17 protein-coding genes and 1 other RNA gene are annotated in these 18,552 nt (G+C 38.1%); 3 read left to right on the plus strand and 15 right to left on the minus strand.

Annotation, left to right across the window (positions count from 1 at the left end):
- Positions 1–116: 116 nt before the first annotated feature.
- The 9 genes from orr to F8153_RS11750 form a co-directional block, all read right to left on the minus strand.
- On the minus strand, positions 117–1,187 hold the full coding sequence (orr, locus tag F8153_RS11710) for an ornithine racemase Orr (protein WP_151866543.1): 1,071 nt from the start codon (positions 1,185–1,187) through the stop codon (positions 117–119).
- Between the two features lie 5 nt (positions 1,188–1,192).
- Positions 1,193–2,554 carry a GlmL-related ornithine degradation protein gene (locus F8153_RS11715; RefSeq protein WP_151866544.1) on the minus strand — a complete coding sequence of 454 codons (1,362 nt, stop codon included), beginning with the start codon at positions 2,552–2,554 and terminating at the stop codon, positions 1,193–1,195.
- Positions 2,544–4,760: a D-ornithine 4,5-aminomutase subunit OraE gene (gene oraE, locus F8153_RS11720; RefSeq protein ID WP_151866545.1), complete on the minus strand. Its 2,217-nt coding sequence runs from the start codon at positions 4,758–4,760 to the stop codon at positions 2,544–2,546. The genes F8153_RS11715 and oraE overlap by 11 nt, the downstream gene beginning before the upstream one ends.
- Positions 4,760–5,137, minus strand: a complete 378-nt coding sequence (locus F8153_RS11725; RefSeq protein ID WP_151866546.1) for an ornithine aminomutase subunit alpha — start codon at positions 5,135–5,137, stop codon at positions 4,760–4,762. Before F8153_RS11725 ends, oraE begins: the two co-directional genes overlap by 1 nt.
- 26 nt (positions 5,138–5,163) lie before the next feature.
- Positions 5,164–6,570, minus strand: a complete 1,407-nt coding sequence (ortB, locus tag F8153_RS11730) for a 2-amino-4-oxopentanoate thiolase subunit OrtB (protein ID WP_151866547.1) — start codon at positions 6,568–6,570, stop codon at positions 5,164–5,166.
- Positions 6,563–6,871 (minus strand): 2-amino-4-oxopentanoate thiolase subunit OrtA, encoded by a 309-nt coding sequence (gene ortA / locus F8153_RS11735; protein WP_151866548.1) that lies wholly within the window; start codon positions 6,869–6,871, stop codon positions 6,563–6,565. The genes ortB and ortA overlap by 8 nt, the downstream gene beginning before the upstream one ends.
- A gap of 8 nt (positions 6,872–6,879) precedes the next feature.
- Positions 6,880–7,926 carry a 2,4-diaminopentanoate dehydrogenase gene (gene ord / locus F8153_RS11740; RefSeq protein ID WP_151866549.1) on the minus strand — a complete coding sequence of 349 codons (1,047 nt, stop codon included), beginning with the start codon at positions 7,924–7,926 and terminating at the stop codon, positions 6,880–6,882.
- 326 nt (positions 7,927–8,252) lie between these two features.
- Entirely contained in the window at positions 8,253–9,659 is a 1,407-nt protein-coding gene (locus F8153_RS11745; RefSeq protein WP_151866550.1) for a sigma-54 interaction domain-containing protein, read from the minus strand.
- Between the two features lie 264 nt (positions 9,660–9,923).
- Positions 9,924–11,156, minus strand: coding sequence for a serine hydroxymethyltransferase (locus tag F8153_RS11750; RefSeq protein ID WP_151866551.1), 1,233 nt, complete (start codon positions 11,154–11,156; stop codon positions 9,924–9,926).
- 189 nt (positions 11,157–11,345) lie between these two features.
- On the opposite strand from F8153_RS11750, the gene F8153_RS11755 reads away from it, so the two are divergent.
- From F8153_RS11755 to F8153_RS11765, 3 genes are all read left to right on the plus strand, one after another.
- Entirely contained in the window at positions 11,346–12,131 is a 786-nt protein-coding gene (locus tag F8153_RS11755) for a threonine/serine exporter family protein (RefSeq protein ID WP_151866552.1), read from the plus strand.
- A complete protein-coding gene (locus tag F8153_RS11760; RefSeq protein WP_151866553.1) occupies positions 12,131–12,574 on the plus strand; it encodes a threonine/serine exporter family protein in 444 nt (147 codons plus the stop codon). Before F8153_RS11755 ends, F8153_RS11760 begins: the two co-directional genes overlap by 1 nt.
- Positions 12,575–12,705: 131 nt before the next feature.
- On the plus strand, positions 12,706–13,254 hold the full coding sequence (locus F8153_RS11765; RefSeq protein WP_151866554.1) for a biotin transporter BioY: 549 nt from the start codon (positions 12,706–12,708) through the stop codon (positions 13,252–13,254).
- A gap of 29 nt (positions 13,255–13,283) precedes the next feature.
- On the opposite strand, the gene F8153_RS11770 is transcribed toward F8153_RS11765, so the two are convergent.
- From F8153_RS11770 to hisS, 6 genes are all read right to left on the minus strand, one after another.
- The gene (locus tag F8153_RS11770; RefSeq protein ID WP_151866555.1) at positions 13,284–13,718 is read right to left on the minus strand and encodes a SoxR reducing system RseC family protein; all 435 of its coding nucleotides are present in this window, start codon (positions 13,716–13,718) and stop codon (positions 13,284–13,286) included.
- 35 nt (positions 13,719–13,753) lie between these two features.
- Positions 13,754–14,509, minus strand: coding sequence for a tRNA threonylcarbamoyladenosine dehydratase (locus tag F8153_RS11775; RefSeq protein WP_151866556.1), 756 nt, complete (start codon positions 14,507–14,509; stop codon positions 13,754–13,756).
- 244 nt (positions 14,510–14,753) lie between these two features.
- A non-coding RNA gene (gene ssrS, locus F8153_RS11780) (6S RNA) lies at positions 14,754–14,932 on the minus strand.
- 38 nt (positions 14,933–14,970) lie between these two features.
- Entirely contained in the window at positions 14,971–15,279 is a 309-nt protein-coding gene (locus tag F8153_RS11785; protein ID WP_151866557.1) for a DUF2325 domain-containing protein, read from the minus strand.
- 210 nt (positions 15,280–15,489) lie between these two features.
- Positions 15,490–17,259, minus strand: coding sequence for an aspartate--tRNA ligase (gene aspS / locus F8153_RS11790; RefSeq protein ID WP_151866558.1), 1,770 nt, complete (start codon positions 17,257–17,259; stop codon positions 15,490–15,492).
- A 26-nt stretch (positions 17,260–17,285) separates the two neighbouring features.
- Positions 17,286–18,548, minus strand: coding sequence for a histidine--tRNA ligase (hisS, locus tag F8153_RS11795; protein WP_151866559.1), 1,263 nt, complete (start codon positions 18,546–18,548; stop codon positions 17,286–17,288).
- Positions 18,549–18,552: the final 4 nt, after the last annotated feature.

Genomic DNA, 18,552 nt, shown 5'->3' on the forward strand with positions numbered 1-18,552 from the left:
AATGTAGAATGTAGAATTGATGTAGAAATTTGATTGCAAATTTCTATTCTATACTTCAATGATTAGTAATTCCTCTTAGTTCCTAAGTCTTTGTTTTTAATCTTAATTCTTAATTCTTAATTTCCTTTAATAAAATTCTTTGTTACATAGCTACTGGTCATTAATGCTAGCATGGATCCATATCCAAGTAGGAATTTCATTTCATCTCCCACCTTATAATCAACATCACTATGGGTAATATCCATTATCAGATGATCACTACTACCGCCTAAAATCTCTACCTTATCATCTGTGGGGGTGATTGGATGGGTGGCTAAATCCTGTTTACCAACTGCCAGTATTGCCCTTTTCATCATCCCTTTATCCTCAAAGGAGGGAACATTCCCGAAGGCATCTAGGCCTATTTCACCAATGGGTATTGAAGGTTTTTCTTTAATTTCAATGATTTCCGCCACCAACTGGAAGGTATCAATAAAGCAGTCTTTTATTTTTCCACCATAAGTTGTTTCTCCACCTAAAAGGATGGATTCACCAAGTCTAAGATTGTTGATTCCTGGTGGGATTCTACCTTCTTCAATAAGATAAATACTACTAGAGTTTCCACCACTGATGATTTCTATAGGTTTACCAGTTAATTTTTCCACCATTTTGGCTGTATCCAAAAGAATTTGAAGATTTTTTTCCGTTGGTATAACTCCGCCATAACAGGTTAGATTTGTTCCTATTCCAACTATTTCAATGTTTCGAAGGTTAATTACCTCTTTTACAGTCTCAATGAGGTCTTTTTCATCAAAAAACCCTTCCCTTAGATCTCCTAAATCCCTCATTAAGATAACCTTGTGAAGCTTATTTGCTTCGGCAGCTGCACTGTCTAAGGCCCTTAGGGTTGCTATTTCAGAGTTTAAGCTAATATCCGCATACTTTATTACCTCTTTTGCCATGCTGATCATGGGTAATCTTAGAAGGATTTTTTCAACAGGAAAATGCTGAAGCTTTTCAAGGTTTTCGATACGGGAATCTGCAAGATATTTAACTCCAGCCTCCACCAATTCATGGGCAATTTCTGGATAACCGCAAAAACCCTTGGTGACAGCAGTAACACTTATGTCGTATTTATTGCACTTTTCAACTAGAACCTTTGTATTGCTCCTGAGCTTATCTAGATATATATCTATTCTAGGATTCATATGATTCACTCCTTTAGCCTTAGGCTTTCCATCATAAGAAGCAAGGCTGCTTCAGGATATCTTTTGGATAGAACTCCTAAAGATGCCATAATATAATCATGATCAACTAAAACCACCGCATCCTCTGTTGGATTTAATTTGTTTTGAAGATTCTTTAAGGTGGCTTCCTTCAAAATTTCCACACCCCTCGGTAATCTCGTTAATGCCCCTCCTGTTCCAACGATATATTTGACGCTGGAAAGGTCCTTACCTTCAGCGATGGTAGTCTTTCCTCCAGGACCGTATAAATGTCTTATTTTACCAACATGTCGATCCAGGGCAGATAACACAGCTTCCCTAGTTAAAACCTCAACAAATTTCTTTTGAACAGGGGTCTTAGGTATGGGCTCATGGTTTTCTATAAGCTCTTCAATATCTGTTGATAGCTCTTCTTTGAGCTTTTCTTTTCCAATTCTTTCAACGATATTTAGCATATTGACATAGACCCCAAGGTCTCCCTCTACGGTTCTTTTGGCAATTGGTTCTGGACTGATGAGGATACGGCTAATTTCTTCACTACCCTCCGTCACTGAATGTAAGTCAGTTGTTGCACCACCAACATCAAAGGTTATTAAATCTCCTAACTTCTCCTTTAATAGCTTAGATGCCTCCATAACTGCTCCTGGGGTGGGTATAATGGGTCCATTCACCAAATTTCTTACTTTTGTCATACCTGGAGCATGGATAATATGCTCCTCAAAAACATCCTGTATAACCCTTCTTGTTGGTTCAATATTTAATTGATCAATTTTAGGATATACATTTTCAACAAGATAGAGCTTTACCTCTGTGTCTTGGAATATTTCTTTAATTTCCTCTTGATTCTCTACATTGCCGGCATAAATCACAGGGATCCTTAAATTAAGCTCAGCAATCTTCTCAGCATTATAGATTGCTGTGTCCCTTTCACCATAGTCTACTCCACCAGCAATTAAAATGATGTTGGGCTTTATTTCTTGTATTCTTTTTAAATCTGTTCTCTTTAATCTACCAGCTGTTACTTGATGAATGATTGCCCCAGCTCCTAAAGCCGCTTCCTTGGCTGCCCTTACTGTCATATCATAAACCAAACCATGGACCGTCATCTTTAAACCGCCGGCTGCACTGCTGGTGGCCAGCATCTCATCATATTGAAGTTCCTCAACACCTAGATTTTTTGCTAAATCATCAATGGCTGCCTTTAATCCGATATTAACATCACCAGCAGCTACTGATGTTGGTGCTTGCCCCTGCCCTAAAAATTTAGGGCAGGAGCTGTGTATATCTTGAAATCCATTCACTACTGTTGTTGTACTGCCTATTTCTGCAACCAGTACATTAATTTTCATTGTTCATTTCCTTTCTTTTATTTACAAAGAATGTGGCAACGTGAACTCCTTTCGTACCTCTTCCAAAACCGGCATCTACTCCCTGCTGAACAGCTATTTCGGGAGTAACCTGAGTACCTCCACAAGCTATGATCATTTTATCTCTGATACCCTTTTCAACACAGTACTCATGGATTCTTTTCATGTTTTTGTAGTGAATATCGTCATGACTAATGATTGTAGAGGCTAAAATACCATCAGCATTCACCTCGATAGCTGCGTCTACCAGCTTTTCAATTGGGCAGGAGGTTCCCAAGTACTCAACCTCTATACCCCATTTTTCAATCCCACCATGTTTAATATCAATTACTTCTCTAAGACCTACGGAATGCTCATCTTGACCTACTGTGGCTGCTACAACCTTCATTGGTATTTTTTCCATCTCTTCCCAAAGTTCTTCATCACTTAGTACTTCTGGTTCCTCTGGAATATCCAAGGTGGTGATATCAAGGTCAAACTCCACCTTACCCTTTACCTGTACTCTGGTTCCCTCTGATGGGTGAAGAACCTCTAAGTGGATAACCTCTGGATCCTTCAGGTTCATTTTCTTTGCAAATTGAATTGCTGCAAACTCAGCAGTTCTTTTAGTTGTTGGAAGGAATAACTCAACCTGAACCGTTCCATCAGCAAGCCATTCTACCTCTGGCTTAATTAGGTTGGTATTTCGATATTTTTCCTTTTCCTCTAAGCGATTATTCACATTGTCATTTTCATCTAATTCATCAATAAATATGATTTTTTCTGGCTTTTCAAAGGTACAGCCATCAATAAGTCTGGAAGGATTATCGACCGCAGCTGAATCATACTGAGCAACATTGTTGTATCCGAAGTGGGCGGTTACAGGAGCCATATAATCTTCATCTCTTTCAAATACAGTGCCAGCACCTATTCCACTATCCATCTTTCTACCAATACCATCACCGTTTCTTTCTGGATACATTCCTGAATCTACAAAGAAGCCCATCTCAACCGCTTGGAAATATCCCCCTACCTCAAGAAGCTCTTCTAAGTAGAGCACTGCCCTTTCTTGAAGCTCTCTAACCTGTTGTGGTAAAAAACCATCCCTCTTAAGCTCAACCATATCCAATAGTCCATCAAGACCAACTAAGGTTTGCTTAGCAGTATCACAAGCTTCGATGTTATACATATGCCAAGGAACATTTCTTCCCTCATCAGGAGTAATGGTTGATTGAATATCTGCGCTGGTAAGCTTAGAGATCATCATGTTTAATACATGGGTTACTGTAGCCTCCCTTGAAGAAGAGGTGATGTATTTAGTATTTTGTTGAGCCCTCATTCTATACTCATCGAAAAAGCCTCTAAGAGCAACCGCGTAGGGTAGGTCATACTTTGTAGCTGGCACCGGTGCAGCTGATGGAGGTACTGTAGAAAGACAAATATTTTCTTTCTTCATGCCAACCTTATGGGAGAAGATGGCATTAATACCATGTTGAACAATTAACTCTGGCATAACCTTCCATGCATCTCTAGCAGTAGCATTGGCGTTATGGGCACCATCTATTTGCGCAATATCTGCCCATGCCATTACCTTTTTAGATTCCGCAGCATCTACAAAGGATCGAATCATATTGATATTTCTGTATAAAACGTTATACTGTGGATCTTGGTGGGCACCATTAACCCCTTCCTCGGCAAACATCACGGCAATGTCTGGACCAGCAACCCCGGATACATAGGAATGGTAGTTAATTGGTCTGCCTACTTCTTCTTCAATAAAGTCTAGTGCTTTTCTTTGGGCTCTAACCTGTTTTCTGGTTACAGGAATACCACCTATACCCTGAGGTGACCCTTCTATTAGTCCGTCATAGTGGGATTGTCCAGCAGTTCTAATAACCATAATATGATCAGAACCATGCCAAGCAGCCATTCTCATCCTTCTGATGTCATCCTCAAACCTTCCTGAGGCAATCTCAGTTGTAATGGTTTGTACTGGTTGAGGGTCTAAATTATCAAAGTATTGAACAGCTGCAGGAATACCTATGGAGTTTTTTAGAGGCTCTGAACAATCTGAATATTGATGAGGCCCTATTTTTAAATTTTCTACAGGCTTTCTCCAGGTCCAACCCCTTCTTTTAGGTCTATAGTTTTCAAGGTCACTCAATATATCATTGATATCCATCTTTTGATTAATATCAACTTTTTTCATTACTTTTTACCTCCCTTAAAGATCCCTTCAATTGTATCCCAATGCTTGCCATCAATCATTTCTAATCCGGCTTGTCTCAATGGGATATTAAGCTCTTTAGAGATTCTATATACAAGGTGGCCAACACCCTTTCCTATTAAGCCTCTATCTATTGCAGTTTGAACCAGAGGCTTAGCTTCTAAGCTTGAGAAGCCCATTCTTAAAAGAATGGAACGCTCTACAGCTGGAGTAGTATGGGTTCTTGCAAGCTCTAGCAATGGATCAACTGCCTTTTCTGCCAGCTGCCAAAATCTTTGCTTTAACTCCTCATCAGTTAGGTTTGCTAGATGCTGTCTTCTTTGATTAAAATCATCTTCTCTTTTAATGTAGCCTTTCATTCTCTTCCTCCCTATATATTAACTTATTATAATTCTTCCATCACCTTTTTAACAAATTCCACAGTGGTTTTGGTTTCAACCGCCATGAATTGTATATCCTCATCCTTTATGTTCTGAATACCATTGGTTTCTATAGAATTCTTAATATAGGATCTCCTTATTTTATCCATTTCTAAATCTATGGCTTTAATGAATGAAGGATCCTTTGGCAATATGATATTCTTCCCTTGAATTTCTTCTTGAGGATTACCAAACTGAATCTCAATTCCATTTTCCCTTGCAAAGGACAATTGTGGCTGTATATGCTTTCCAGCCCCAGTGTATTCAGTTTCCTGAACTACAATAATTTGATCCTTTTCCATTTCCTGGGCAATGCTAAAGGCTGCAGCCAAGGACGTATTCCCTGCAGGGCCTCGTTCTAATCCTTCCAGTTGCGCCAAGGCCTCCGTCATGTAGAAGACTTCTCCTTGATTTACCAATACATAGCGATCCATATATCTTAAGGGCCTAGCTGCGGATCTTGGTACATCAGAACGGTCTGGCCAGGTTGAGAAGGGTATCCCAAAGCCTGTATGGCCTGTAGTAAAGGATTTTTTATTGAAGTCCTTATCGCTTGCCATATGTAAACCCTTTAAATTTACACTTGCTCCAACTATGATGGTGTCATTGGCACCTGCCTTGATTAAGCCTCTAGCAGTACCAGTAAGATTCCCTCCACCGGCATTGGTGCAAACCACAACATCAGGGTCTTTGCCTTCCCTTTCCCTAAACTGCATAGCCAATTCGTATCCAAGGGTTTCAACCCCAGCTATACCAAAGGGAGTATATAGAGATGCATTAAAGTAGCCAGTTTCCTCTAATAGCTTTAGAAAGGTATAGAAAAGTTCTGGGCCTACTGTTAGTTGGATCACCTCTGCTCCATAGGCTTCACACTTTCTTGCCTTTTCTATGATTTCTGGTTGACCCTTACCAGTGCTGTCGTAGCATTCCTGGACAATGATACACTTTAATCCGTGGATGGCTGCCTGACTGGCAACTGCTGCTCCATAGTTCCCACTGGTGGCTGCAATAACACCTTTATTACCAAGCTTTTTTGCATGGTATACTGCATTAGCAGCTCTCCTTGCCTTAAAGCTTCCTGATGGATTAGATGCTTCATCCTTCATAAAAATCCTAGCACCCTTTTTCTCAGGAGCCAGCTTTCTGGCTAGAGCTGTAAGATTCTTAAGCTCTAGTAACGGGGTATTTCCAACCCCAGCCTCACCTTGAATAGTTTGCATTTCTTGCAAAGTATAGCCAGTTTCCCTCATCATTCTCTCGTAATCGAAGGCTATTTTGCCATACTCAAATACACTATAATCGATTCCTACAGCCTTCTTCATAATTTCACTTTTTCTAGACATTACTGCCTGAAAGCTCATATCCCTATTCATGATCGTCACCACCCCAAAGTAGTTCCTTTAGCTGAAGGCCTATTTCCAATATTTCAGGTACAAATCTTCCATAATCGTGATCATAATGGGGGTTGGCTTCTACAAGCTTGCCCTTTACATCTCTACCGGTTATGGTCCTTACCTTCACCACATCCCCTACCACTGCATCTCCTTGTAGAAATCCCTTCGTCCACATTTCTAAAGGAACTTCCTTTGTATCCTCTGGAATATTAGGCGACCTTTCTGCGGAGGTTAGAACTATATCATGAATTCTAACCCATGTACCCTTCTTTACCATCATTATAATCCCTACCTTTGTATTAATTCTCTCATATCTCCCATAATGGCTCTTGGAACTGGTAAATCTAACATAGTCTTTAAGCCTGGGTTTGCATTAATCACATGAGGAATCATATTTACACACATAGCAATTGTACCTAGACCACCCTCTACTTCAGGTCTGTTTGCCATATTAATTGGTGGTGTACCCTGAATAACGATGTAGTCACCGGTTTCTGTTCCTTCCATCTCTGGCTCAATTTGCTGTGGATGAATCATATCGATTTTAACCTCACCATCTACCCAGCCTTGGCCAGTCATATTCACACCTGCTACATTTCCAGCTGCTGCAAAGCCATAGGGTGATTTTCTATCTATCGTTGTAACAATTGGCTTCATTTGTTGCTCAAACTTGTCAACCTTCCAACCAATCGCATCGGCGATCATTCCTACGGATTCATGGAAGCCTACATGTCCTGCTAAGGTACCCTCACTAACTCCCTTATCAAACTCTTCTACTGTTATACCAACACCTTGCTCCTCCATAACTGCTGGTCCAAAGGGTGAAAGGCTATTCACTCTTTTTGCTTCAATATGCTCAACATCCACCATACAGCCTGTTAAACAAACAACCAATAAATCCATCATTAATCCTGGATTAATCCCTGTTCCTAAAATAGATACTCCATTTTCCTTAGCAATTCTATCTAGCTCTGCTGCTAATTCAGGATTTTGAGCCTTTGGATAAGCCATTTCTTCTGCTGTAGAGATAACATTTACCTTCTTCTCTAGGGCTTGCTTTAATCTTGGGAAAGCAGCCTTCGTAAAGGAATCAGTTGCACATAAGCATACATCACAGGAACCCTCAGTTAATACCTCATCAATATTGGGGTTTATAATAACCTCAGGTCTATTTTCTCGATCCATTCCTAATACTTCATACATACTCTTTCCTATTCTAGCTTCATTCCTGTCGCAAACACCTACAATTTCAACACCCTTTTTCTTAAGAAGCATTTTAGCCATTCCGCTACCCATGGCGCCAAAGCCCCATATAACTACCTTAACATTTTCCATTGTAAAACCTCCATCTTTATAGATTTTTAAAAAGCTTAAACTAATATTATTGCAAGTCTCTTGCCAATTTTATTGTTATTGTTTAAAATATTTAGAATTGTATAAAGATGCAACTCTCTATTAGTTTTGCAGAACTAAAAGCACATCTTTGTTGACAAAAGAGGGCTATCCTATTTCCTACTATTCTAAAGAATCGGATAACTATTCGGTTTATTTTTCCAAATTCATGATAGGTTTTATACACGATATTAAAATTGAAAAAATCATGATAAAAACGCAATTATATTTGCGCTTTTATGCAAATATATTTGCGTTTTCAATTATAACTAACTTAATTTTTTAAGCTTATGCTGTAGGGTTTGTCTTTTTAATCCTAAGGCCTCTGCTGCCTTACTAATGTTCCCATTATACCTTTTAAGGCTATCCTCAATCATTTGCTTTTCGATGTTCTCCAGAGTGGTTTTTAAGCATCCCTCTAGCTTAATATGGGTGATGTACTGATGATGCTTATTTCTTTCATCCATAATAAACTCTAGAAAACTTTCTGAGAAGTGTTCTTCTTTTAATATATGCTCATCTTGAATCATATTGATGGCTCCCTCAATGATGTTTTTCAGTTCCCTTACATTTCCTGGCCACCAATACTCTTTAAAAACCATTTGCATACTTTCTGATAGAAGCCAAACATCTTTCCTTAAGGATTTATTAAATTTATTGATGAAGTACTCCGTTAAGAATAATATGTCCTCCTGCCGGTCCCGCAGGGGTGGTATGACGATGTTGATAACATTTAAGCGATAAAACAAATCCTTCCTTAATAATCCTTCTTCAATGGCAATATGAGGATCTTCATTGGTTGTTGCAATAATTCGAACATCTATAGGGATATCCTTTAATCCACCGATTCTTCTGACATATCCCTCCTGCAAAACCCTCAATAGCTTAGCCTGAAGCTGAATTCCCATTGAATTAATTTCATCTAATAATATTGTTCCGCCATTGGCTTGTTCAAAGATCCCTGGTCTATCTATAGCTCCAGTAAAGCTTCCCTTTGTCGTTCCAAAAAGAATTCCCTCTAATAGGCTTTCAGGTAGGGCTGCACAGTTTTGAGCTAAAAAGGCCTTATCCCTTCTATTGCTATGATAATGAATACTTTGGGCAAAGAGCTCTTTTCCTGTACCGGTTTCACCATAGATTAAAACACTTGATGAGGAGGATGCAGCCTTTCTTGCCATCTTCAGGGCTTCTAAAAAGGATGGACTTCTACCCTTTAAATCTTCAAAGGTGTATCTTTTGATTTCCTTCTTTTTAATATCAGCCTCTGGAATAAGCTGTTGTTGGAGACGTAATATTTCCTCCGATAAGCTTTGGATTTTGGTAATATTCTTAGCAATTTCCAATGCTCCAATTACCTCGTCCATATAGTATAGAGGTATGGTAGTATTTATGGTTGTTATATTTCTCCCTCTGTTGTTTAAGTAGCTCTGGCTTTGATTATAAATTGGTCTTTGAGTTTTCAGCACATTTAAAAGGGTACTGGTTTCCTCATTAAGACTTGTAAATACCTCCAGTAGGCTCTTATCCATTACATCCTCTATAGTCATCCCTTCAAGCTCTGCCATAGCTTCATTGTAAAGGATGGTTCTACCCTCATTATCAACTACATGAACTCCCTCGTCTATGGTCTGCAAAATTTTTTGCAGTATAACCATTAAGATTTTTTTTGAGATCAAATGTAAAACCCCCCAGAAAACTTTAGTTAAAAGTGTAAAGTGAAAAGTGAAAAGTCTAAAAAATCTCGAAAATATCTTCTATATCTAGTGTAATATTCATCTAGCTCCAAATGATTAACTCTTTATGAACATTTTTATTATATCATTTAAAGTCTTTTAATTATAGACAAAAAAGAAGTGGGTAACCCACTCCTTAGTTTGCTTCAATACTTTTAACTTTTCATTTTTCATTTTTAATTTTTCATTTTTAATTTTTCACTGACTTTACTCATATAGCTTAAACTGACTACATAAACCCTCTACCAACTTTTCAGCTTCTGTCTTCTTTTCAGGGTTATCAATGATCATTGCAATAATCTCAGCTATAGTAGCCATATCCTCTTCCTTCATTCCTCTAGTGGTTACAGCGGGTGTACCAATTCGGATTCCACTTGTAACAAATGGACTTTGAGGATCGAAGGGGATGGTATTTTTGTTAACTGTAATACCAATCTCATCAAGAAGATGCTCTGCATCCTTACCAGTAATATCTTTATTTCTTAAATCAATTAATAGTAAATGGGTATCTGTTCCTCCAGACACGATATTAAAGCCCCTCTTTGTAAGTTCATCTCCAAGACGTTTTGCATTTTTAATTACCTGATGCTGATACTCTTTAAACTCAGGCTTTAAAGCCTCTAAAAATGAAACCGCCTTTGCTGCTATAACATGCATTAGGGGTCCACCCTGAATGCCTGGGAATATAGCCTTATCAATTTTCTTTGCATACTTCTCTTTACAAAGAATTGCTCCACCCCTAGGCCCCCTTAGGGTTTTATGGGTAGTGGTGGTTACGAAATCTGCATAATCACATGGATTAGGGTGAAGTCCTGCTGCAACCAAACCAGCTATGTGGGCCATATCCACCATTAAGTATGCTCCTACCTCGTCTGCTATTTCTCTAAACTTTTTAAAGTCAATGGTTCTAGGATAGGCACTGGCACCAGCAACAATCAGCTTTGGCTTTGCTTCCTTAGCAATTTTCCTTACCTCTTCATAATCTAATAGCTGGGTTTTTTCGTCAACTCCATAGGCCACAAAATTATAGTATGTACCAGATATATTCACAGGACTTCCATGGGTTAAATGTCCTCCGTGGGAAAGATTCATCCCCAACACTGTATCACCAGGCTCTAGAACAGTAAAATACACACCTAAATTGGCATTTGAGCCTGAATGGGGTTGTACATTGGCATGTTCACAGTTGAACAATTTCTTCATTCTCTCTCTTGCCAGATTCTCAGCTACATCAACCTCTTCACAACCACCATAATAGCGCTTATCTGGGTAGCCCTCAGCATATTTATTTGTTAATTGACTCCCCATTGCTTCCATAACCGATACAGAAACAAAGTTTTCTGAGGCAATCAGCTCAATGTTTTTTCTTTGTCTAGCGGTTTCCTTTTGAATTACTTCGAAAATTTCTGGATCTGTTGTTTTTAATGGATCAAAGTTCATAGGTTATCCCTCCTATTAAATTACACACAAGAATATTATAGTCATTCTACATATAATTTACAACATTAAACATAATTTAAGTATATCATAATTCATAGCATATTATAGTTATTACCCAAATTTCTATAAAAATCTTACAAATTGTTAAAATATCTGTTATAATGGATTTATTTTGGAGGTGACGGTTAGATGGAGGTTAATGAAAAAAAGCTTCTCAATATGGCTATCTTTGCTGGGGAAATCATGCTTAAGAATGGAGCTGAAACCTATCGAGTTGAAGATACTATATTTAGGCTTTGTAGATCAAGGAATGTTAGTGAGGTAGAGGTTTTTGTAACTCCAACAGGAATATTTGCTTCCATAAATCCTGGGGTTGAAAATAACGAAAACATTATAACCTATGTTAAAAGAATAAAGTCAAGGGCCATTGATTTAAATAAGGTAAGTGAAGTAAATGATTTTTCTAGAAGATTCGTTGAAGCTGAAATTTCCATAGATGAAGCTATGTCACAGCTTAAAAAAATTGACCTTTTACCCCATTACCCACTGGAATTACAGGCTCTTTTTGGTGGTGTTGCAAGTGGTTTCTTTGCCCTCCTCTTTGGAGCAAATTCTATGGAGTTTATTGCCGCCCTTGTTACCAGTATTGTTGTCACTCTTTCGGTACACTTCCTAATAAAGATGGAGTTTAACCTGTTTATAACAAATATAGCTGGAGGTGCCATGTCGGCCCTGATAGCCATATTGCTAAGCCTTGTACTACCCTTTACAGAGGTGGATAAGGTTGTTACAGGAGCCATCATGGTTATGGTACCTGGAGTTGCAATGACCAATGCCGTTAGAGATTCTATAGCCGGGGATCTTGTTTCAGGTTTGGCCAGAGGGGCAGAAGCTCTATTAATTGCTGTATCTATCGCCTTTGGAGTAGGTTTTATTCTAAGGGCATGGATGTTTATAAAGGGGGTAGGATTGTAATGTTATTATACTTAAAGCACTTTATCTTTGCTTTTATAGCTACAATAGGTTTTGCTTTTCTGTTTAATACCCCAAAATCAGCCCTTTTAAAATCAGCCTTGGCTGGAGCCTTTGGTTGGCTTTTATTCATAGCAAGTGATACCAAGACTGGCTCTGTCGTAGTATCTACCTTTTTAGCCTCCTTATTAATTGGCTTAATTGGAGAGGTATATGCAATAACTGATAAAAAGCCTATTACTGTTTTTATTATTCCCGGCATTATCCCCTTAGTTCCTGGGTTTAAGCTCTATTATACAATGATCTCTATTCTTGAAGGGGATTTATTAAAGGCTTCAAGTTTCGGCAGCGAAGCCCTAATGATTACCATAGCCATATCCGGAGCCTTAACGGTGGTATTATCCATTAACTCCTTTAGAAAGAGGATCATGGCCAAGAGGATTTAAAAAAGAAGGAATGGTACTTTAAAGATTCATATATATAGGGACATTGCGTAAACCTTTATATATTTTTTGGTTGACATTTATAACCTTGATGTTTATAATACAATTGAGATAAATTTCAAGGAGGACATCAAATGTTTAAAAACCTAAGTCTTAGAGATATTACCTACTCAGCAGTTTTTGCAGCACTAATTTGTATACTAAGCTATGTTTACCTACCAATACCCTTTTCCACAGTTCCTATCACTGGCCAAACCCTTGGAATAATGCTGGCGGGTTCCCTTTTAAAAACACGTCAGGCTGTTTTAAGTGTACTAATATTTTTAATTATTGGTTTTATAGGAATCCCCGTTTTTGCTGGCGGTGCATCGGGAATCAGTGTTTTAATGGGGCCTACAGGTGGATACTTAATTGGTTTTTTAATAGGAGTAATGGTAATCGGATTATTAAAGGGGAGTAAAAATCAGCTGGTTAGAATTACAGCTGCTAATATCATTGGTGGAATTATCGTTGTTTATGTTTTGGGAGTATCTTGGTTAAGCTATTCAACTGGCATGGATTTAAAGAGTGCCTTTGTAGCAGGTGCCTTATATTTTCTTATTGGTGACATAGTAAAGGTGGCAATTGCTTCAACCTTGGCGGTTACCCTGAATAAACAGCTAAAAAAAATATTAACCAATTAAAAAACGTGCCCTTCGGCACGTTTTTTCATCTATTCATTTGTTTCTACAATCTCTGTTATCACAGGAAGAAATTTTTTGCTTTCCTTAAAGGCACCTTCTTTTGTACGGATTGCTAAGAAGGTTAGCGCCATAACTGCAAAGCCTATTATGGCTACATAAATGTCCTTTTGAGGTCCTATGTTCATTGATACTAAAATCCTATTACCGGCAAAAATTCCTACCAATAGGGCAATAAGGGGTATTACATAAACAATAAAGGCTGCTGATAAAACATCCTGACTTTCCATATCTACAGATACCCGATCTCCAATCTTAGCATTAATTCCATTTATAGCTTCTATTGCAAATTTATTTTCCTCTTCTCCCATCTTGCAGGCATTACAGCTGCCACAGCTGGAGTGTCTTTGCATAACAACCTTTGCATGCTGGCCCTTTACCTCTGTTACAACACCACATTGCTTCATCCATATCCCTCCTTTAAAAAATGAATCCTTTTTATCTATTTAATACCCAATAAATCTCGAACCACAACAGAAGCGATAATTAATCCTACTGCAGATGGTACAAAGGCAACACTACCTGGAATTTGATGTCTTACTGTACAGGTTCGATCTTTGTTAGGGCATATACAATCTGTTTTACAATCGCTATCGATCTTCAAGGGTGTTAAAGGTTCCTCCTGTGAATATACAACCTTTAACCTATCCACCCCTCTTTTCCTAAGTTCCTTCCTCATAACCTTGGCTAGAGGGCATATAGAGGTTTTGTAAATGTCTGTTACTTCAAAACGGGTAGGATCTAATTTGTTTCCTGCCCCCATACTACTGATAATTGGTATCCCCCTCTTACTACACCTTTCAGCAAGGTCTAGCTTAGCAGTTACCATATCTATTGCATCCACAACATAGTCATAATCATTGCTTAATAACCTTTCGGCACTTTCACTGTTATAAAGCTCCTTATAGGTTATAACCTCTGCCTTCGGATTAATATCCAAAATTCTATCCTTCATTACCTCCACTTTAGCTTTACCAATGGTACTTCTAGCTGCATGTATCTGACGGTTAATATTGGTAAGACATATATCATCATCATCCACTAGAATAAATTTCCCAACAGCAGTTCTGGCTAAGGCTTCGGCTACAAAGGTACCCACACCACCAATACCAAAAATTGCAATTTTACTATCCTTTAATTTATTTAAACCCTCTGTTCCAATGAGGATTTCACTCCTTGAAAAAGCATGTAGAGCCATAGGCATCCTCCTCTTCATTACACTAAAAATAATACTAACTTAATTATTCCCCTATGTCAACTCTTTACCCGCCATGAATGTCAAGATGTTGAATGTTGAATGTTGAATGTTGAATGTTGAATTAATGGCGAAATTTGCATAACAAATTTCAATCATTGTAGAGAGTTTATCAAAACCTTCCTGAAATATGGAATTTTTCCAATTTCCATAATAAAAACCTCCCAACTAGGGGAGGTTTTTATTTCAGTGACCCGCCATGCCGTTTATCGATTGTTTTGAAACCTGCCTCAGCAGGTGGGTATCCTGTTACTGAGTTCCGAAGTCCTCTCTGTAGGAGGCTTTTCTTCCATCAATAAACCCAGATTCCCGTATAAGTGATGTTGGCTCAAAACGTGATCGAGTCTACGTACACAGCAGGATTGTTACTATTATAATAGCATATTATATCCTATTTTTCAAATTTAATTATTGGGAAATTTGCATAAGTTACAATCCTTACAGTTATTTAGCCTCATTGTTAAATCACTACAGGCCCTTTTTGAGAAAATACAGGGTATTTGATTTTGCTTTGCCTTGCTTTTGATTATATCAGTAATATTATGCTCAATAAAATCATAAAAAACAATCACTAAATCTAAATCCTCAGGCATGTCTAGTTTCCGCATACCCTTTTTTCGTCCTGTCCAATGTATGTATTCTTTAATTCCATGGTTTTCTAATGTGGTTGGTATATTCCCTAATCTATCTGCTCCAACTAATAATGCCTTCATCCTATTAACCTCCTATTATCTAATTCCTTTGTATGTAATTGATATTGATTATCATTATTATACATCAATCGTATATTCTTGTCAATAATGTCCAATAAAATAAAAAATCTATTATGTTCCAACGCTCCTATTAAATAAAAAAACTGCCCCTATTCAGAGGCAGATACATCAGCAAATCCCTTTTATATATCAATTTTTAATATTCTATCTTTAACTCTTACTAACTTCTATACTTAATTCCTTTAGCTGCTTTTCATCTGCTACTGATGGAGCATTTGTCATAGGGCAGCTGGCATTTTGAGTTTTGGGGAAGGCTATAACCTGCCGAATATTCTCCTCTTTTGTTAAAAGCATCATAAGTCTATCTAAGCCAAAGGCAATTCCACCATGGGGAGGTGTACCATATTTAAAGGCTTCTAATAGGAAACCAAATTTATCCCATGCTTCCTCTTCGCTAAAGCCTAAAGCTTTAAACATCCTCTGTTGCACATCGGAGGAGTAGATTCTAATACTGCCTCCACCCACCTCATAGCCATTAATCACAAGGTCATAGGCCTTTGCCCGAACCTTTTCTGGCTCTGTCTCAAGAAGTTCTAAATCTTCATCCATTGGTGAGGTGAAGGGATGATGCTTTGCTACATATCTATCATCTTCCTCATCATACTCAAATAACGGAAAATCTGTTACCCATAAGGCTTTATACTCATCCTTATTCACTAGGTTTAGTCTCTTTGCTACCTCTCCCCTCAGATGACCAAGGGAGTCATATACCACTGAGTTTTTATCGGCTACAAATAACAGAAGGTCACCCTCTGCGGCATCGCCTCGTTTTAAGATTCCCTGCATTTCCTCCTCAGAGAAAAACTTTGCTATTGGGGAAATAACCCCTTCCGCTGTAACCTTAATCCAAGCTAGACCCTTGGCCCCATAGGTTTTAGTATAGTCCTCTAGGGCTGTAATATCTTTTCTGCTGAATTGATCCCCATATCCCTTAACATTAATGCCCCGTACAGAGCCTCCAGCTTCCACAGCACCAGAGAAGACCTTGAAGGATGAGGAACTTACTAAATCAGAAACATCAAATAACTCAAAGCCAAAGCGTATATCTGGCTTATCAATGCCATAGCGTTCCATAGCTTCCTTATAGGTTGTTCGGGGAATTGGTAGGGGAATTTCAACATTAATAACCTCTTTAAATACTTTATGAACCAGACGTTGATTTATATCAATTACATCTTCAGCATCCACAAAGGACATCTCGCAGTCTATTTGAGTGAACTCTGGTTGTCTATCGGCCCTTAAATCTTCATCTCTGAAGCATTTTACGATTTGAAAATATCGATCCATTCCTGAAACCATCAAAAGCTGCTTAAATAACTGAGGTGACTGGGGTAAGGCGTAGAACTTTCCTGGGTTAACCCTGCTGGGTACTAAGTAGTCTCTTGCTCCCTCTGGTGTGGTTTTTGTTAAAACCGGGGTTTCTACTTCTATGAAACCCTCCTCTGATAGGAAGTTTCTTACGATACCTGCTGTTTTATGTCTTAATATAAGGTTCTTCTGCATTGTGGACTTTCTTAAGTCAAGATATCGATATTTTAATCGTAGATTCTCGGAAACATCATCGTCGTCCTTAATATATATGGGAGGTGTGTCAGATGTATTTAACACATCTAAAATCTCTGCGAAAACTTCAATTTCTCCAGTTGGTATATTGGGATTCACCGATTGTCTTTTATGAACCTTCCCCTTAACTGCAATTACATATTCTGCTCCAATGTCATTGGCCTGATTAAAGGCTTCCATCGAAACCTCCTTATCAAATATAATCTGTACGAACCCTGTTCTATCCCTCATATCAGCAAAAATCAAACCACCAAGGTCTCTTCTTTTTTGTACCCATCCCATAAGGGTTACCTCTTCACCGATATTGCTGCTATTTAAAACACCACACATATGACTTCTTTTTAGCTTTGTTTTCATTGTTAAACCTCCTTCGTCTAAACTGATTACTCTTCTAATAAGGAAACCAAATCTCTGACTTCCCCTCCATCCATAATGCCATAATAATTAAAGCCTTGCTTCTGAAGATTGTTAATTTGCTTACCAAACTTTTTTGCCTTTGGATAGATACTTACAATTTTATCTTCTTTCCTTAGGCTATCAGCCCAATCAAAAACTGGATTAATATCCTCATCAGAATTAAAAAGTAGGGCTACCTTTGTGGTAGGGTCTGGGATGGTAAAGCCCTTTTCCATTAAAATAGAAAAGATTCTTTCAAAGCCTATAGAAAAGCCCACCGCTGGAACATCCTCCTTTTGGAATCGGCCAATCATCTTATCGTAGCGTCCACCACCAGCTATGGAGCTACCGAATTCATTGCTTACAATTTCGAAAATCTGGCCTGTGTAATAGCCCATACCCCTTATTAGGGTTACATCAAACTCAATGTTGTACTCTCCATTAGATTGTCTGGTTACAACATCCATAACCCTTTTTAGGGATGTTAACACCTCTTCATCTATATTGTACTTTATAAAGGAATCCTTATTTAAGGTCTTTAGCTCAGTTAATGCCTTGAGAAGCTCTTTAGATTTAGCCTCATCATAATCTTTTTCAATAAGCTCCTTTTCAACCCCATTTTGACCGATTTTATCCATCTTATCAAGGGTTATACAAATGGTTTCCACCTGATTTTCATCGAAGCCAATAGCGGTAATCAAAAACTTTAAAAGACGTCTATCATTGATTTTAACGGTAAAGCTTCTAAAGGATAAAGCTTGTAAAGCTTTAGCCGTGGTTGTTATTAGATCTATTTCCGCTATATCAGAGGCTTCTCCCATGATATCTATATCACATTGAGTAAACTGTCTAAACCTTCCCTTTTGAGGCTTTTCTGCCCTCCATACCCATCCAATTTGAATTGATTTAAAGGGGTTGGGTAAAGCCTCTCTGTTATTGGTATAAAATCTACTTAAGGGTAGGGTCAAATCGTAGCGTAATCCTAAATCACACAAATCATCCTCTGTTATATTCTCTTGCTGAAGATTTAATTTTTCTCCACGCTTTAAAATTTTAAATAAGAGATTCAGGTTTTCTCCACCTTCGCTCTTGGTTAATAACTCTAAGTTCTCAATGGAAGGTGTTTCGATCTGTTGAAAACCACTTTGCTTGTATACCTTAATAACGGTATTTTTCATCCATTCCCTTAGTTCCATATCTACTGGGATAATGTCAAAGGTTCCCTTTGCAGTTGATGTTCTTATTTTCATAGCT

It is taken from the genome of Alkaliphilus serpentinus (assembly GCF_009017255.1).
Classification (GTDB): Bacteria; Bacillota; Clostridia; order Peptostreptococcales; family Natronincolaceae; genus Alkaliphilus_D; species Alkaliphilus_D serpentinus.

Excerpts from the sequence above, each read along its gene's own strand:
- orr (WP_151866543.1), bottom strand. The coding sequence starts at position 1,187 with ATGAATCCTAGAATAGATATATATCTAGATAAGCTCAGGAGCAATACA.
- F8153_RS11715 (WP_151866544.1), bottom strand. The coding sequence starts at position 2,554 with ATGAAAATTAATGTACTGGTTGCAGAAATAGGCAGTACAACAACAGTA.
- oraE (WP_151866545.1), bottom strand. The coding sequence starts at position 4,760 with ATGAAAAAAGTTGATATTAATCAAAAGATGGATATCAATGATATATTG.
- F8153_RS11725 (WP_151866546.1), bottom strand. The coding sequence starts at position 5,137 with ATGAAAGGCTACATTAAAAGAGAAGATGATTTTAATCAAAGAAGACAG.
- ortB (WP_151866547.1), bottom strand. The coding sequence starts at position 6,570 with ATGAATAGGGATATGAGCTTTCAGGCAGTAATGTCTAGAAAAAGTGAA.
- ortA (WP_151866548.1), bottom strand. The coding sequence starts at position 6,871 with ATGATGGTAAAGAAGGGTACATGGGTTAGAATTCATGATATAGTTCTA.
- ord (WP_151866549.1), bottom strand. The coding sequence starts at position 7,926 with ATGGAAAATGTTAAGGTAGTTATATGGGGCTTTGGCGCCATGGGTAGC.
- F8153_RS11750 (WP_151866551.1), bottom strand. The coding sequence starts at position 11,156 with ATGAACTTTGATCCATTAAAAACAACAGATCCAGAAATTTTCGAAGTA.
- F8153_RS11755 (WP_151866552.1), top strand. The coding sequence starts at position 11,346 with ATGGAGGTTAATGAAAAAAAGCTTCTCAATATGGCTATCTTTGCTGGG.
- F8153_RS11760 (WP_151866553.1), top strand. The coding sequence starts at position 12,131 with ATGTTATTATACTTAAAGCACTTTATCTTTGCTTTTATAGCTACAATA.
- F8153_RS11765 (WP_151866554.1), top strand. The coding sequence starts at position 12,706 with ATGTTTAAAAACCTAAGTCTTAGAGATATTACCTACTCAGCAGTTTTT.
- F8153_RS11770 (WP_151866555.1), bottom strand. The coding sequence starts at position 13,718 with ATGAAGCAATGTGGTGTTGTAACAGAGGTAAAGGGCCAGCATGCAAAG.
- F8153_RS11775 (WP_151866556.1), bottom strand. The coding sequence starts at position 14,509 with ATGGCTCTACATGCTTTTTCAAGGAGTGAAATCCTCATTGGAACAGAG.
- F8153_RS11785 (WP_151866557.1), bottom strand. The coding sequence starts at position 15,279 with ATGAAGGCATTATTAGTTGGAGCAGATAGATTAGGGAATATACCAACC.
- aspS (WP_151866558.1), bottom strand. The coding sequence starts at position 17,259 with ATGAAAACAAAGCTAAAAAGAAGTCATATGTGTGGTGTTTTAAATAGC.
- hisS (WP_151866559.1), bottom strand. The coding sequence starts at position 18,548 with ATGAAAATAAGAACATCAACTGCAAAGGGAACCTTTGACATTATCCCA.